At 47.6% G+C, this 15795-nt stretch carries 13 protein-coding genes and 1 other annotated feature; of the genes, 11 read left to right on the top strand and 2 right to left on the bottom strand.

Going from position 1 to position 15795, the window contains the following annotated elements:
• Nucleotides 1–4: 4 nt before the first annotated feature.
• Nucleotides 5–1945: an aconitate hydratase gene (locus SCACP_RS15000; RefSeq protein ID WP_425058297.1), complete on the top strand. Its 1941-nt coding sequence runs from the start codon at nucleotides 5–7 to the stop codon at nucleotides 1943–1945.
• Nucleotides 1938–2939: an isocitrate/isopropylmalate dehydrogenase family protein gene (locus SCACP_RS14995; RefSeq protein WP_425058295.1), complete on the top strand. Its 1002-nt coding sequence runs from the start codon at nucleotides 1938–1940 to the stop codon at nucleotides 2937–2939. Before SCACP_RS15000 ends, SCACP_RS14995 begins: the two co-directional genes overlap by 8 nt.
• A gap of 64 nt (nucleotides 2940–3003) precedes the next feature.
• Here the strand turns inward: SCACP_RS14995 and SCACP_RS14990 are convergent, their stop codons facing one another.
• Together SCACP_RS14990 and SCACP_RS14985 are read right to left on the bottom strand one after the other, a co-directional pair.
• Complete coding sequence (locus tag SCACP_RS14990; RefSeq protein WP_425058294.1) at nucleotides 3004–4512, bottom strand: ATP-binding protein; 1509 nt, start codon at nucleotides 4510–4512, stop codon at nucleotides 3004–3006.
• Nucleotides 4509–5180, bottom strand: coding sequence for a response regulator transcription factor (locus SCACP_RS14985; RefSeq protein WP_425058293.1), 672 nt, complete (start codon nucleotides 5178–5180; stop codon nucleotides 4509–4511). The genes SCACP_RS14990 and SCACP_RS14985 overlap by 4 nt, the downstream gene beginning before the upstream one ends.
• A gap of 247 nt (nucleotides 5181–5427) precedes the next feature.
• On the opposite strand from SCACP_RS14985, the gene SCACP_RS14980 reads away from it, so the two are divergent.
• The 9 genes from SCACP_RS14980 to SCACP_RS14940 all read left to right on the top strand — a co-directional run bounded on the left by SCACP_RS14980 (nucleotide 5428) and on the right by SCACP_RS14940 (nucleotide 15795).
• Nucleotides 5428–6720, top strand: a complete 1293-nt coding sequence (locus SCACP_RS14980) for a TolC family protein (RefSeq protein WP_425058292.1) — start codon at nucleotides 5428–5430, stop codon at nucleotides 6718–6720.
• 85 nt (nucleotides 6721–6805) lie between these two features.
• Nucleotides 6806–7879 (top strand): efflux RND transporter periplasmic adaptor subunit, encoded by a 1074-nt coding sequence (locus SCACP_RS14975; RefSeq protein ID WP_425058291.1) that lies wholly within the window; start codon nucleotides 6806–6808, stop codon nucleotides 7877–7879.
• Nucleotides 7880–7896: 17 nt separating this feature from the next.
• Complete coding sequence (locus SCACP_RS14970; RefSeq protein ID WP_425058290.1) at nucleotides 7897–8607, top strand: ABC transporter ATP-binding protein; 711 nt, start codon at nucleotides 7897–7899, stop codon at nucleotides 8605–8607.
• Nucleotides 8586–9803, top strand: a complete 1218-nt coding sequence (locus SCACP_RS14965; protein WP_425058289.1) for an ABC transporter permease — start codon at nucleotides 8586–8588, stop codon at nucleotides 9801–9803. Before SCACP_RS14970 ends, SCACP_RS14965 begins: the two co-directional genes overlap by 22 nt.
• A gap of 73 nt (nucleotides 9804–9876) precedes the next feature.
• Nucleotides 9877–10131: a binding site (T-box leader), on the top strand.
• Nucleotides 10132–10267: 136 nt separating this feature from the next.
• Nucleotides 10268–11041: a shikimate kinase gene (locus tag SCACP_RS14960; protein WP_425058288.1), complete on the top strand. Its 774-nt coding sequence runs from the start codon at nucleotides 10268–10270 to the stop codon at nucleotides 11039–11041.
• Nucleotides 11042–11454: 413 nt separating this feature from the next.
• Nucleotides 11455–12309, top strand: a complete 855-nt coding sequence (locus tag SCACP_RS14955; RefSeq protein WP_425058287.1) for a DMT family transporter — start codon at nucleotides 11455–11457, stop codon at nucleotides 12307–12309.
• Between the two features lie 173 nt (nucleotides 12310–12482).
• The gene (locus tag SCACP_RS14950; RefSeq protein ID WP_425058286.1) at nucleotides 12483–14081 is read left to right on the top strand and encodes a sigma-54 interaction domain-containing protein; all 1599 of its coding nucleotides are present in this window, start codon (nucleotides 12483–12485) and stop codon (nucleotides 14079–14081) included.
• A gap of 357 nt (nucleotides 14082–14438) precedes the next feature.
• The gene (locus SCACP_RS14945; RefSeq protein ID WP_425058285.1) at nucleotides 14439–15317 is read left to right on the top strand and encodes an FAD binding domain-containing protein; all 879 of its coding nucleotides are present in this window, start codon (nucleotides 14439–14441) and stop codon (nucleotides 15315–15317) included.
• On the top strand, nucleotides 15310–15795 hold the full coding sequence (locus tag SCACP_RS14940) for a (2Fe-2S)-binding protein (protein ID WP_425058284.1): 486 nt from the start codon (nucleotides 15310–15312) through the stop codon (nucleotides 15793–15795). Before SCACP_RS14945 ends, SCACP_RS14940 begins: the two co-directional genes overlap by 8 nt.

The raw sequence follows: 15795 nt of genomic DNA, 5'->3' as shown, positions 1-15795 counted from the left end.
AGCTATGACTCAGTCACTGGTGTCAAAAATTCTTAGTCAGCATCTGGTTAGTGGCCAAATGTGCGCCGGAGAAGAAATCGGGATTCATATTGACCAGACGCTGACCCAGGACTCTACCGGAACAATGGCATATCTCCAGTTGGAAGCCATGGGAATATCCCGGGTTAAAACCAAGTTATCTGTGGCCTATGTCGATCATAATACCTTGCAATCCGGTTTCGAAAACGCAGATGACCATTTGTACATCCAAACGGTGGCAGCTAAACACGGTATTGTCTTTTCTAAGCCTGGTAACGGCATCTGCCATCAGGTTCACCTTGAAAAATTCGCGCGTCCTGGCTGGACACTGCTTGGTTCAGACAGTCATACCCCTACCGCCGGCGGAATCGGCATGCTGGCCATTGGTGCGGGCGGTTTGGATGTTGCAGTGGCTATGGCCGGCGGACCATACTACTTTACCATGCCGAAAATATGTCAAGTACAGCTAATCGGTAAACTGCCACCCTGGTGCAGCGCTAAAGACATTATTCTTGAACTCCTGCGGCGGCTTACCGTAAAGGGGGGCGTGGGCCGCATATTTGAATATGCCGGCGACGGGCTGGAAACATTAACGGTCCCGGAGCGGGCTACCATCTGCAACATGGGAGCCGAACTCGGCGCCACCACGTCACTTTTCCCCAGTGATGCCATGACCAGGTCCTTTTTGGCCAGTCAGGGGCGGGAAGCAGACTGGTTACCGCTTGCTGCCGACCCGGGTGCCGTGTATGATGAGACCATTATGATCCGCCTGGATAAACTCCAGCCATTGGTAGCTTTGCCGCACAGCCCGGACAACGTTGTACCGGTAGCAAAGGTAGCGGGGATCAAAATTGATCAAGTTGCCATCGGCAGCTGCACCAATTCCTCATACCTTGACCTGGCAAAAGCAGCAAAAATTCTGGAAGGAAAGCGGGCGCATCCTGATGTGTCGTTGGTTATTGCCCCCGGGTCCCGTCAAGTGCTTACCATGCTGGCTGACAGCGGCGCTCTTAGTGCCTTGCTGAGGGCCGGTGCGCGGCTGCTGGAATGCGCCTGCGGCCCCTGCATCGGTATGGGGCAAGCTCCCAAGTCGGGGGGTGTATCCCTTAGAACGTTCAACCGCAATTTTGCCGGCCGCAGCGGAACCCCTGACGCCAAGGTATATTTGTGCAGTCCGGAAGTGGCTGCAGTCAGTGCTCTTACCGGCAAGCTCACCGATCCGTCGGAATACGGGCAACCGCCGCTAGTGGATATGAGCATAACATCTACCCGCAATGATAACCTGCTGATATTCCCGCCTGGACAAGGTCAGGCGACAGAGGTAGTGCGGGGACCCAATATTAAGCCTTTTCCTGTCGCCAAATGTCCTCAGGACACACTAACAGGCACAGTGCTGCTCAAAGTGGGCGACAATATTACCACAGACCATATTATGCCATCTCATGCCCATCTGCTGCCGTACCGTTCCAATATACCCTATTTAGCGCAATTTTGTTTTAGCGGCATTGATGCCCAATTCCCTAACCGGGCTTTAGCACAAGGCGGCGGCCTGATTGTTGCCGGAGCTAACTACGGACAGGGATCAAGCCGTGAACATGCAGCCCTGGCCCCGTTATACCTTGGCATCAAAGCGGTAATTGCCCAGTCCTTTGCCAGAATACACCGGGCAAATCTGATTAATTACGGAATTCTGCCGCTGCTTTTCGCGCTCCCCGGCGATTACGGGAAAGTAGCCCAGGACGATACACTAAGCATCGATAATCTCTTGGAGCAGATAAAAGGCAATGAGTTTGTGCGGGCCTTTAATGCCACATCAGGTCAGGAACTGGTCCTGCGGCTTATTGCCACTCCCCGGGAGCGGGAGATAATTCTTGCCGGCGGACTCCTCAATTTTAACATGCATAGAGGAGGATTCGAGCATGCATAAAGTAACCTTGATTCCCGGTGATGGAATTGGTCCTGAGATAACCGAGGCGGTTAAGCAAATTTTTACCGCGGCTGAGGCACCGGTGGAATGGGAAGTGTGTCAGGCAGGTCAGGCCGGCATTGATCAATGTGGCGACCCTCTCCCGGAAGCCACTGTGGCGAGCATCCGGGCCAACCGTTTGGCTCTTAAAGGACCGCTTACAACTCAAATAGGCAAAGGGTACCGCAGCATTAATGTTACCCTTCGCCAAACATTTGACCTCTATTGCAACCTGCGGCCGGTAAAAACCCTGCGGGGTATTGCCAGCCGCTATACCGACATCGATACCGTTGTTTTCAGGGAAAACACCGAAGACCTTTATGCCGGCATTGAGCATATGGTAGAAGAATCGGCTGCCGAGTCAATAAAGATCATTACCAGACATGCCTCCCTTAGAATTGCTGATGCCGCGTTTACCTATGCGCTAAAGAACGGCAGGAAAAAGGTGACCGCCGTGCATAAGGCTAATATTATGAAATTAACCGACGGACTGTTCTTGCAGTGTGCCCGGGAGATAGCCGGCAAGTATTCACAAATTGCTTACGAAGAAGTAATTGTAGATAATATGTGTATGCAACTTGTTGTGTGTCCGGAAAAATATGACATATTATTGGCTCCAAACTTATACGGCGACATCATCTCAGACCTTTGCGCCGGCTTGGTTGGTGGACTGGGCGTCGTTCCCGGGGCAAATCTCGGAAATAACTGCGCCATATTTGAAGCAGTCCACGGTACGGCACCGGACATCGCCGGAAAAAATATCGCCAATCCTATTGCTATGCTGTTATCCGGAGTGCTGTTACTGGAGCATATTGGCGAAAAGCAGATTGCCGCCCGTATCCGGACAGCAGTTGAAACCGTCCTGGCCGAAGGCGTAGTTCTTACCCCCGACCTGGGCGGTAAGGCAACAACTACTGCTTTAACTAACGAGATTGTCGGCAAACTTGATTCTTGACCGTATATTCTATAGCGTAATGAAAAATACAGGCCGGTATGTTCGCCATACCGGCCTGTATTTTTTAGGCTTTATTAAGGTCGACCCAAAACATAACACCGTCGCCGGTGTTTTCCGCGCCAAAACTATTACCGTGCTGTTCCTGGATTGCCCGGACGATTGACAGGCCTAACCCGTAGCCGCCATTTTTCCTTGTGCGGGCTGTGTCTACTTTGTAGAAGCTTGTCCATATTTTTTCAAGACTTTCTTCCGGTATAGGCCGTCCCGAATTGACCACAAAAACTCTGATATGATCTTCGCAATCTTTTGTCAGTATTTTAATGGTCTTTGCGCCTTCGGTATGGTCAATAGCGTTAGTGAAGATGTTGAGCAGAACCTGTTCAATACGTAATACGTCGCCATTGACAAGGCAATCGGTGTCTATATCCAGATCCAGGGTAATTCCTTTCTCTGCCAGGATGGTACGGTATTTTAGCACAATGTCGTTCAGCAGCAGGGAGAGGTTAAAATCCGATTTGTTGAGTTCAAACATTCCCGATTCAAGCTGGGATAAGTTGAGCAAGTCCTTAACTAATTTGTCCATTTTTTCGGCTTCATCCATGATAACCGAACAATAGTAGCTTCTGCTGTCTTCATCGCGGGCAATATTTTCTTTTAATCCTTCAGCATATCCCAGGATAAGCGCGAGTGGTGTTTTCAACTCGTGAGAAACGTTGGACACGAAATCTTTCCGCATTTTGTCCAGCTTTCTTTCTTTTTCTACGTCAGCCAGCAGCTGTTGATTTTTCTGGTTAAGCTCTGTTATGGCCGAATCAAGTTGGCTGGATAGATGGTTGATACTTTTGCCAAGTTCGCCGAGCTCATCGCTGCGGTCAATGGTACACTTTTGTGAAAAATCAAGCTGCGACATACTTTGGGCGATGCGGTTGAGTTCCAATATGGGGCGGGTAAATTTCTTCGCAAAAAAGAAAGCCCAAATGCAGCCGGCCAGGATTGACAGTATCCCCGTAAATACCATAAACTGGGCCGCTACGGTAGCGCTCTCCGACACCGGGGCGAGTGGCTGCCTGATGATTAAGATATCGCCGGTTTTCAGTTGATGTTCGAGGAACAGAAAATCAATCTTTAGGTCCTGGTCTTGCAGCAATTTCAATACGGTCTGGCTGTCAATGACCTCGGTGTTTTTTACTATATGCGGCGGATTGGGGGGAGGGGGCAATGGCCTGGCTGTGTCAGGACTGCCATTGGGGCTAAAGGTGCGGGGAGGCCGGTCAATAAGTTTTTGATTAATCATCGGGCTGAAAGAACTATATTTGATGTAGCCTTCCCGGGACAGGATGATGAGGCCCGCACCGAGAGTGTTGCCTATCCGCTCCAATTCCAAAGATATTCCTTCCGGGTTGCCGGTGTATAATTCGTCAACAGCTTGGCTGCTTGTCAGAAGAAGATTCTTCTTTTGCCAAATATAAAAATTTTCTAAACCAAGACGGGTCAAGCCTAAGGACATAAGGACAAAAAAGAGGACCAGACCGCTTAATGTTATAAAGAGTTTTTCCCTGATTGATGTTTTCATTTTTCCGCCCCAAACCGGTACCCGTATCCCCTGACTGTTTGGATAAGGGTGCTTTTGTCTCCCAGTTTGGTTCTAAGTCTGTTAATATGAGTATCCACGGTCCTGAGGTCACCGAAATAATCATAGCTCCAAACATGGTTAAGGATTTGCTGGCGGCTTAAGGCCTTTCCGCTATTTTCTTCCAAATAGGTAAGAAGTTCATACTCCTTTGGACTTAAATCGAGCGACTGTTTGTCAATTAAAACTTGCCGGGCTGTTGTATCAATTTCCAGTCCGTCATATACAGCTACAGCCGTTTTTTCCCGTTCCAGGCGCCGAAAGAGCGCATTTACCCGGGCCGTCAGAATTTTAGGGCTAAAAGGTTTGGTGACATATTCGTCGGCACCTATCTCAAAGGCAAAGAGCTGGTCAACTTCTTCACTCCTTGCCGTAAGCATGATAACAGGGATATTGCTGGTTTTTCTGATTTCTCTGCATACCGTCCAACCGTCATGCTCCGGCATCATGACATCCAGGATAACCAAATCTATTTTTTCCCGGGACAAAATATCCAGAGCCGATTGGCCATTATCGGCTTCCCGTATAGTATATCCTTCCCGCATAAGAAAATCGGCAACCAGTTTTCTCATGCGCAGTTCATCGTCAACAATCAAAACGGTTTTGTTCATTGCTCCAGTCTCCTTACCACTTTTACGGCAAATACCGCTTTGATTTTTAGGATAAAGTGTATCAACCCGGAAGTCAATGCTGTAATATTCCGGTCCTGGTAAGGGCAGGAATTTTTAACATATATATAAATTTCTGTGACAAGACTGTAACAATTATTCTCCATAATTAAGAACCAGACAGGATAATCACAGGGAGGAAAATAGCTATAACAAACGCAACAGAAATAAGTTGTTAGGAGGTTATCCAATGAAAGGGTCCAGGGGACTTATTACCAAATTATTGATACCAATTTTTGCTTTCACACTCAGTCAGCCGGTGCTGGCGGCGCCTATCGAATTATCACTCGACGACAGTATCGCCTTAGCGCTAAAAAATAATCCGGATATCACTATCGCGAAAGCCGACAGAGAAAAATCATTGTGGGCAGTAAAACAGGCCCAGGCAGCCAAAGGGGTTACCGTCAGTTACGTACATACCGACGAGCGCTATAATACTCCGCCTACATATCTAATACCCAGATACACCTGGACTACCAAGTTTGACAACGAAGTCTCACTCAGTATACCTGTTTATTCCGGCGGCAATTTGGAGAGTCAGATCGATCAGGCTAAACTTAATCTCCGAGTGGCTGACCTCAATATCGACGCAACAAAGCAACAACTCAAACAAAGCGTCACCGCTTACTATTTCAATGTACTGCAGTACCGCAACGAATTGCAAATAAGTCAGGAGACAGTGGATAACTATGTGGGCCACCTGAAGAACGTTCAAGCCCAGTATGATGCCGGTATGGTTGCCAAGTCAGATGTATTGGCAAGTGAGGTCTCGCTGGCTAATGCCCAGAATAGTCTGATTAAAGCCCAAAATAACTATCAATTAGCCGTGTCCAGCCTCAATAATGCCATTGGTCTGCCTTTGGACAGCGAGTTAAAACTAAAAGAAGATCTAAAGTATGAACCCTATTCCTTAACCCTTGACGATTGTGCCCGATATGCCATGGCTAACCGGCCGGAGATAGCCGAATATCAGGCCAAGATCGCCATTGCCCGGGACGATGTCAAAATCGCCAAAAGCGGCTACCGGCCGACGGTTGAATTCACCGCCGCCCAGGATTGGTATGACAATAAACTGCCTGGTTCAAAAAACAGCAACTGGCTGGTTGCCCTTACCTTGTCATGGAAAATATTTGATTGCGGCCTGAACAACGCCAAGGTCAAGCAAGCCCAAAGCAGTGTGGATACGGCACTGGAACAGGCCCGCCAGAAGCGTGATGCCATATTATTGGAGGTTCGCCAGTATTATCTAAGCATGCAGGAAGCGGAAAAACGGATTGATACCAGTAAGGTAGCAGTCAAGCAGGCAGAAGAGAACCTCAGGATTGCCGAGGTCCGGTATAACGCAGGTGTGGGAACAAATCTTGATGTCCTTGATGCGGTATTGTCGTTGAATCAAGCCAAGACTAACTATATTCAAGCTTTGTACGATTACAACACCAGCAAAGCTCAACTGGATAGAGCCATGGGGGTGCCGGTAAAGTAAAAATCCGGCGTGAGTCAATCGCAAAAATCGTGGAAGCAGGATTCATAGTTAAACAGACAGAATATGTAAAAATGAGGTGGTGTTTTTGATTTGGGAAAAAATTCGCCAGTATAGAAAATGGTTGGTAATCGTAGCAGTTTTGGCAGGACTGGCAGCAGGCGGAGCAATGTATTTTAAGAAGAGCAGTACTCCGGTTGTTGCGGAGACGACAGTTACTGTTGGCCGCGGCGATGTTCAGGCCGCAGTCTCAGCTACCGGGACGATTTCGGCAGTTAATTCGGTTGATATTAGTTCCCGGGTAACCGGGCTGATTACCGAAGTCAGAGTGAAAGAAAATGACATGGTAAAAGCCGGGCAGGTTTTAGTGGTACTTGATGACACCAGTATTAAAGCGCAAGTTGCTCAATATCAAGCTCAACTGGCAAATTATGCCGCCATCTACGAGCGCAGCAAGAAACTGGCGGCCGTTGGCGGCGAGTCGGCTCAACAACTGGATGCCGACCGGACGAACTATCTCGTGGCTCAGTCTACATACAATAACTATGTGTCACAACTAGAATATTACGTTATAAGATCTCCTATTGACGGCATGGTAGTCGGCAAACCCACACCGGCCGGCCAGACGGTGGCCCAAGGGATTTCTAGCCCGCAGGTAATTATGACAATTGCAGATATGTCCCAAATGCAAATTAAGCTGTTGGTGGACGAAACCGATATCGGCAAAGTAAAGGCGGGGCAAAAGGTTTCGTTTACAGTGGATGCGTATACCAATAAAACTTTTACCGGAACAGTAACCAGCATTTCCAAGAGCGCTACTACCTCGTCGAATGTGGTCTACTATCCGGTGTATGTTGATATCAATTCGCCGCAAGGCTTGTTATATCCTACCATGACCGCCAGGGCAACCATCAACGTAGGTGAGAGCAAACAGGCCTTGGTAGTGCCCCTGTCGGCCGTTAAGGAAGAAAAGGGACAAAAGTATGTGCAATTACTGGTTGAAGGCAAGCCGCAAAGCACACCGGTACAGACTGGCTTGAGCGATGATGAAAAGGTGGAAATTCTAAGCGGCCTGAATGAGGGCGATCAGATTGTGCTGCCGGCAGCTAAGCAGCGCAATACCACAAGTACCCGGAACCAAGGTCCGCCGCCCCCAATCTAGAGGCAGGAGGTACTATTATGGCAATTGCTCTAACAAATGTGACGAAAGTATATCATATGGGTGATACCTCAGTGCATGCACTGGCAGGGGTGACACTATCCATTGAAGATGGTGAATTTGCCGCCATCATTGGTCCCTCAGGGTCGGGCAAATCGACGCTCATGAACATTCTTGGCTGCCTCGACCGGCCGACTGGCGGTACGTACCATTTGGGGGAGCAGGAGGTGGCGGCTTTAAGTGATGATCAACTGGCCGCGGTCCGTAATAAAAAAATCGGTTTTGTTTTCCAGAACTTTAATCTGCTGCCGCGGATGTCCGCTTGGCAGAATGTCGCTTTACCGCTAGTATATGCCGGGGTTCCCAAACACGAACGATGGGAAAGGGCCGCACAAACTCTGGCGATAGTAGGTCTTGCGGAACGGAAAGATCATCGTCCTAACGAACTTTCAGGCGGCCAGCGGCAACGGGTGGCTATCGCCCGGGCGCTCATTAACGACCCGGCCATTATTATCGCTGATGAACCGACGGGAAATCTTGATACAAAATCAAGTAACGAGATTATGGATATTTTTTGCAGGCTCAACCGGCAGGGCCGAACGGTGATTATGGTGACCCATGAACCCGATATTGCCGCCTATGCTCACCGGGTTATTCAGGTTCGGGACGGGGCAATTATCAACGATGAGGTCAAACAGGGGGTGGGGGGATGTTCTGGGAAAGTGTCCTGATTGCTTTTGAAGGGTTGCGGGCAAATAAGCTTCGCTCCCTCCTGACCATGCTGGGGATCATCATTGGTGTCGGAGCTGTTATTGCCATGGTATCCATTGGCTTAGGCGTGCAGCAAAAAGTGCAAAACTCCATTGCCAGTTTAGGCAGCAACCTGCTTATTGTCATGCCGGGGGCCAACTCGCCGGCCGGCGGTGTACGGCTGGCGGCAGGGTCCAATATCACACTGACAAACCAGGATGCTAAAGCCATTGCCCGGGAAATTTCCGGTGTCAACTATGTGGCGCCGTCTGTCAGTCAACAGTACCAAATTATTTATGGCAACCAGAACTGGAAAACCAATGTTCAGGGAACTACGCCTGAATTTTTGGCTGTCCGCAATTTCAAGGTCGCTGCCGGCAGGTTTTTCAGTAATAGTGATGGAGATACGCGTTCCCGGGTGGCGGTACTCGGTCAGACTGTTGCCAATAATTTATTTGGCGATATTAGTCCGGTAGGACAGACTATCCGTATTGGTCAAGCACCGTTCCGGGTCATCGGGGTACTGGAAAGCAAAGGACAATCGGCTATGGGGCAGGATCAGGACGATCTGGTGATCGTGCCTTTAGCCACCGCCCAAGAGCGGCTTATGGGTATAACTTATCTTAATAGTATCAGTATCCAGGTGGAGAGCGACGAAGTAATCGACAGGGTTCAGGACGAGGTCACAGCATTATTAAGGACGCGTCACCGCCTGGCGGAAAACGTTTCCGATGATTTCACGGTACGCAATCTAACAGCGCTTATGGCTACGATGAAGGAAAACACCGGCACCATTACACTGCTCTTGGGCAACATTGCCGCCATATCACTGGTGGTCGGCGGCATCGGGATCATGAATATCATGCTGGTGTCGGTTACCGAACGGACAAGAGAAATAGGCATCAGAAAAGCGCTGGGGGCAACTTTTAATAATATCCTTTTGCAATTTCTTATAGAGGCAATATTCATCAGTGTCACCGGCGGGTTGATCGGTATTTTACTGGGAGTAGCCGGAGCGTACGTCATCTCGGCTGTGGCCGGCTGGAACACGGTTGTTTCCCCGGTCGCTATTGTGGCCGCATTTGGGGTTTCAGTAATAATCGGCCTGTTCTTCGGGATCTATCCTGCCCGCAAGGCTGCCCTGCTTGATCCGATTGACGCTTTACGGTATGAGTAAGGGATATAGGCAAAAGAGTGAATAAAATAATTGACAAAAAATGCTGGTAATGCTAGAATGGGTAAAAAATCAAACAAAGACGATGATAAGGATAAGTAGCTGCAAAGTATCGTACAGAGAGCCGGTGGCAGGTGAAAACCGGACGGTTGCTTGTGGTGAAGTTCACCTTTGAGTTGCAGGCTGAAATGACGGAGTTTTTCCGCAGATAGTAGGCCGTGCCGGCAGCCACCGTTACGAGGATAGGATATCGGAAGCAGGCGCTTCTTGTATCTGAAGCGGTAGTAATACAAGTTGGGTGGTAACACGGGAATAAAATCTCGTCCCTGGATGGACGGGATTTTTATTTTTTTAGTTTGCCAAAGGTTTGAAGGAGGATGGTAGCATGGTAATTATGGACCCTCGGTGTAATTGGGACAAATTGAGCAGGTGGTCAGTCATATTCAGTCGGTGTGGTGGTGAACTTCATGTTGGATAAACTGCGATTGGAGATTGACAGTTTTGATGCTGTTTTAACCGAAACTTTGTACCGGCGTTTTGCAGCTGCCGCCCGCGTTGCGGCATATAAGAAAGAACGCGGCCTGGCTGTGTATCAACCGGAGCGGGAAGCAGCCGTTTTAAACAAAATTGCCGGTATTATGAAAAACAAATCGTTCGGAGTTGAAATACAGGAACTATACCGGCATATCTTTCAACTAAGCCGCCGCGTTCAGATCCATCAAGTATTTCCTTACAACATGGTTTTCATTGGTTTTATGGGCAGCGGAAAATCGACCATAGGCCGCTACCTGGCGGAGATTAGTGGTTACAACTATTACGATGTGGACACGATGATTGAGCAGCAAGCCGGTCAATCGGTACAGGAGATTTTCAGCATTCATGGTGAAAAACATTTTCGCTCACTTGAACGTGAAGTTGTTGAACGTCTTCGTACCGTTGACCACGCTGTTATTGCTTGTGGCGGCGGCGTTGTCTTGGATGCGGCCAATGTGTCCCACCTTAAAGAAAAGGGGAAGTTTATCTGGCTGAAAGCGGCACCGGAAACTGTTTATGAGCGCCTTAAGCATCAGAATAACCGGCCGCTCATTAAGGACAAAAATTTTGACGACATTAAAAATTTGCTTAAAAGCCGTGAAGGTTTGTACGGCGCAGTTGCCGACTATGAAGTCGCGACCGACGGCAAACTTATTTCCGATATTGGCCATGATATTATGAACATGATTACAAATACCGCTAAATAATGGATTTTGACTGGTCTGGATTGCTGCTTTCATATAACACGGATTGCCACGTCGCTGCGATGCCGTAATGCCTAACTAACACGATTCAATGACTTATTGCTTCGAATATGGTCTCACAGGCAACGGTGCTCGCAATGACAGTAAAACAAAGGGGTCATCGCGAGACGCACATGCTGCTCAAGCGGCGCCAACAAGAATGAAAAGGGAGATTGCTTCACTGCGTTCGCAATGACGATAGATGAACAGTATTCTTTCCGGTCATTGCGAGCGTAGCGTGGCAATCTCCTGCCCCGGTGCTTTTCAGGGTAGCGAAGGCGTGGCGATTTTTCTTGTTAAGCTACTTTGACAGTCCCTGAGTATATCTTTATTTCACCTGCCTATCATTCCGGTTTTAATGATATTGGAAGGAGTTGATGATGATTAATACCCGAAGTTTACTGGAAATTCATTTAGCAGTGATATTATTCGGGGCAGCCGGCTTGTTTGGGAAATTGATCTTATTACCCTCGGCGGTAATTGTATGGGGAAGAGTTTTCTTTGCCACTGTTTTTTTATTATGTGTTTTAATATCTTGCAAACAAGATAATATTAGACTGAACCAAAAAAAGGACTATATATTGTTTGTGGTATCGGGACTGTTACTGGTAATTCACTGGGTAACTTTTTTTGAAGCTATTAAAATATCAACTGTGGCCGTTGGCTTGCTGACCTTTTCCACATTTCCTGTTTTTGTTACGTTTCTCGAACCGTATTTTTTCCGGGAGAAAATTCAATTAAGAGATATGATTACCGCCATTATTACCTTCTTAGGCGTGGCGCTTGTTGTTCCAAGCTTGCAATTAGACAATAATACAACCCAAGGTGCTTTGTGGGGAATGATGTCAGGCTTTACTTTTGCGGTTCTTTCCATTTTTAATCGAATTTATGCAAAGGAATATTCAAGCTTAAAAATTGCTTTTTATCAACAGATGATAGCTGCTATTGTATTATCGCCTTTTATATTTTATCAGGAACCTGTTTTTCAATTTGAGACAATTCTGTTATTGGCTTTATTGGGCGTGATTTTTACGGGAATTGCCCACTCGCTATTTATTAATAGTTTAAAAAATATTTCCGCGCAAACAGCCAGCATTATTAGTAGTCTTGAACCGGTTTACGGCATCATTTTTGCTGTGTTGCTGTTGCGGGAAGTGCCATCGCTAAGAGAGATCCTAGGGGGAATGATCATTCTAAGTGCAGCCTGTTATGCAACCGTCACATCCAGATGAGCGTGGAGGCATGATGTTAAACTTGACAGGTTGTATATTGTACATTAAAATAAAATAAATGCAAAATAACTACAATAGATGTACTTGAGTCGTCGCAGACTTTCTCGCAAATTGGTGAGAAAGTCTTTTTTTGTTTACCTTTTTATCAAAATGCTAGATATGGAGCGGTTACCATGGCTGATTTACTGGAATGTTTGTTGCAGGCGCTGCCGCCGATAGCGCGTATTACCGGTGGTTATGCCACACTTACCGACAAGGAAGGTGTTCGGATTAGGACTGTGGATTCACAGGGACAGGAAGTGCAAACCTTGAAAGGCCGGATATTCAATTTAGCCAAGGAAGCAGGCCATACCGGCAGTGTTAGTGTAGGGCCTTCGCAAATTACCGAAGGGGCCGAAGCCTGGTGTTTGCCATTGGGAGAATATGTACTGGCTGCCAGCAATTTTGAACGGTTGAAGTGTGAGCAGGAGTTAGAGGAGTCATTGAAACAGGCCTTGCCGTTTATCGCCAGAGTGGCCGGCGGTGAAGCGGTGCTTTTTAATGAAGAGGGCAGAAGAGTAGCCAGTGTGGGAGTTGATGGGCAAACAAATGTCAATTTTCTCGGCAAAGTGAGTGTTGCGGCCCAACAAGCCATTCAGAGCCAGCGGCCGGTGATCGGGGAATCTATTTCCGGTATAGGGGCTGTGGCGGTGCGGATTCCCATTACGAAAAAATTCGGGTTTGGCTTTAATAATGAACAGGGTGTGCGTCGACAGCAAAAATTAATGGAAGAGGTAAAAAAATTCCAATATGCCCGCTATAATTTTACCGATATTATCGGTTCAAGCGAGGCCATTGCCAAAATAAAAAGCCGGGCGGCCTTTGTTGCCAGAGGCATTTCTTCCATCATTATTTCCGGTGAGACCGGCACAGGTAAGGAGTTGTTCGCCCAGTCGATTCATAATGCCAGCGAACGGCGCAGTAATCCCTTTATTGCCATTAATTGCGGCGCACTGCCTGAGTCGTTAATTGAGAGTGTATTTTTCGGTTATGAAGAAGGCGCCTTTACCGGAGCAAAAAAACGCGGCAGTCCGGGAGCTTTTGAGCAGGCTAATAGCGGTACGATATTTCTTGACGAGATAAGTGAAATGGACTTCAATTTGCAGAGCAAGTTGCTGCGTGTTCTTCAGGAACGGGAAGTTACCCGCATCGGCGGCAGCAAGCCTTTGCGTGTTGATGTGAGAGTCATTGCTTCGACCAACCGGGACTTAGTTGAAATGATTAATAACGGCACTTTTAGGAATGATCTGTATTATCGTTTAAATGTGGTTGAACTTAAAGTCCCGCCATTACGGGAAAGAGCGGAGGATATTCCGGCATTAGTAAAGGTATTTATCAATGAATTTAATAACTTGCTGGGGAAATTTGTTACAAAGATTTCGGATCAAGCCATTTACCAACTATGCCGGTATCAGTGGCCGGGAAATATTCGTGAATTGAAAAATTGTATTGAATATATGATGAATATTGTTAGTGTCAACGAAAGTACTATAGGAGTCAGCCATTTGCCCCAGTATATACAAAATGTAATGGCGCAAGGTAACCAGCAAGAACAGCCTATTGGTACTTTGGCTGAAGCGGTTGCTGCGGTAGAAAGAGAATCAATCATATGGGCACTTAAATATACTGACGGTGCCAAAAAGGAAGCCGCCAGACTTCTGGATATCAGCACAACAACATTATGGCGCAAAATGGTCGAACTGGGAATCGAAACAAATGTGAGTATAAAGTAAAATTGAACGCTATGATATTGCGATTATGCAAGGTGTATTCCAAATTTGAAATACAGTAAGGGCGGGAATTTATTATCCTTCGCTATGTTTGCCTTGAAATGCATTTCATTATTGAAATGCATTTTATTTTTAGAGGGAAGTTTTGGGTAATTTTATATTGCTACGAAGTGGCTGATTGGTTGCTCGGCCTCGCAGGAAGCCATAGTTTGTACTTTTTCAGTATATGTAATGATGAAAAATATGCGATAACGGAGTGGTTTTAAACTAATTTAGACAGTTTAGCAGGTGTTTTGAAATAGTTGGCATGGTTATTGCAATATAATTGTGCAAGTGAAAATCGAGGGGGTGGAACCATTTATGGAATTTACCTACTACAATCCGAAAAGCATTCAAGCCCTGGTAGACACTCTAAGCGGGTTACCTAACTATGCGTTACTTGCCGGTGGTACTGATTTAATAGTGAAAATGAAGGAAAAACTGCTGCGGCCAATGCCGCAAGCAGTGGTTGATATAAAAGGCATTGACGGGTTGCAAGAAATTAGTGACAAGGACGGCTATCTGTGGATTGGTCCGCTGGTCAGTCATACCACCTTAACAAAATCAGCATTGATTAATGAAAAAGCGGTAATTTTGGCAGAAGCGGCCGGGCAGGTCGGTTCACCGCAAATTCGCAATATGGGGACGGTGGGGGGCAATATTTGTAATGCGTCGCCGGCGGCCGACACCGTGCCTGCTTTGTTGGCGCTTGATGCCCGGGTAGAAATTCAGGGGCCGGACGGGCTGCGGGAAATGCCGCTGGCCGATGTGTTTACAGGGCCCGGGCGCACCTGTTTGTTGCCGGGACAATTTATTTCCCGGATCAAAGTTCGGCAAATTCAGCCTGATGAAGGGACGGCTTTTTTAAAGTTCGGTAAACGCAAAGCCCTGGCGATTGCGCTTATTAATGGTGCTGTCTGGCTGAAAATAGCTGATGGCATAATTAGCGGTGCAAGAATTGCTGTTGGTTCGGTAGCACCTACCGCTATCCGGTTATACCAGTTGGAACAGTGGCTGATTGGCAAACCGGCACATGCCGAAGTATTTGCTGAGGCCGGTGTTATGGCTGCTCAGATGGTCAAACCGATTGACGATGTCCGTTGTACAGCGAGTTATCGCACCTGCTTGGCGCGGGTTATTGTCTACAGGGGGTTAGTGGCAGCGTTGGAGCGAGTTCAAGTGGGGTGTGGGTGTGAGTAAACGATTAATAACATTTATTTTAAACGGTCAAAAGACGGAAATTGAAGTGGAACCGACCCTGCTGTTGGTTGATATGCTGCGTAACCGGCTGGGGTTGACAGGTACCAAGATCGGTTGCGGTGAAGGTGATTGCGGCGCCTGCACGGTGCTACTGGACGGCAAAACGGTCAATTCCTGTTTGATACTGGCCGTGCAGGTGGCGGGCCATGAGGTCATTACCGTGGAGGGACTGGGCGACTATGACAAACTGCATCCGTTACAGGAGGCATTTATTGCTGAGGGCGCGGTACAGTGCGGCTTTTGTACGCCGGGCATGCTGCTCAGTGCCAAAGCGTTGTTGGATGAGAATCCGCAGCCAACGCGGCAGCAAATTGCCAGGCATATTTCCGGGAATTTATGCCGCTGCACCGGTTACGCCAAAATAATCAATGCCATTGAAAAGGTAGCAAACAGCCAATTGGACCGCGGGGGTGAGTAA

It is taken from the genome of Sporomusaceae bacterium ACPt (genome assembly GCA_041428575.1).
Lineage (GTDB): Bacteria > Bacillota > Negativicutes > Sporomusales > Sporomusaceae > Sporomusa_D > Sporomusa_D carbonis.
This window is presented reverse-complemented; position numbering and strand designations above follow the sequence as displayed.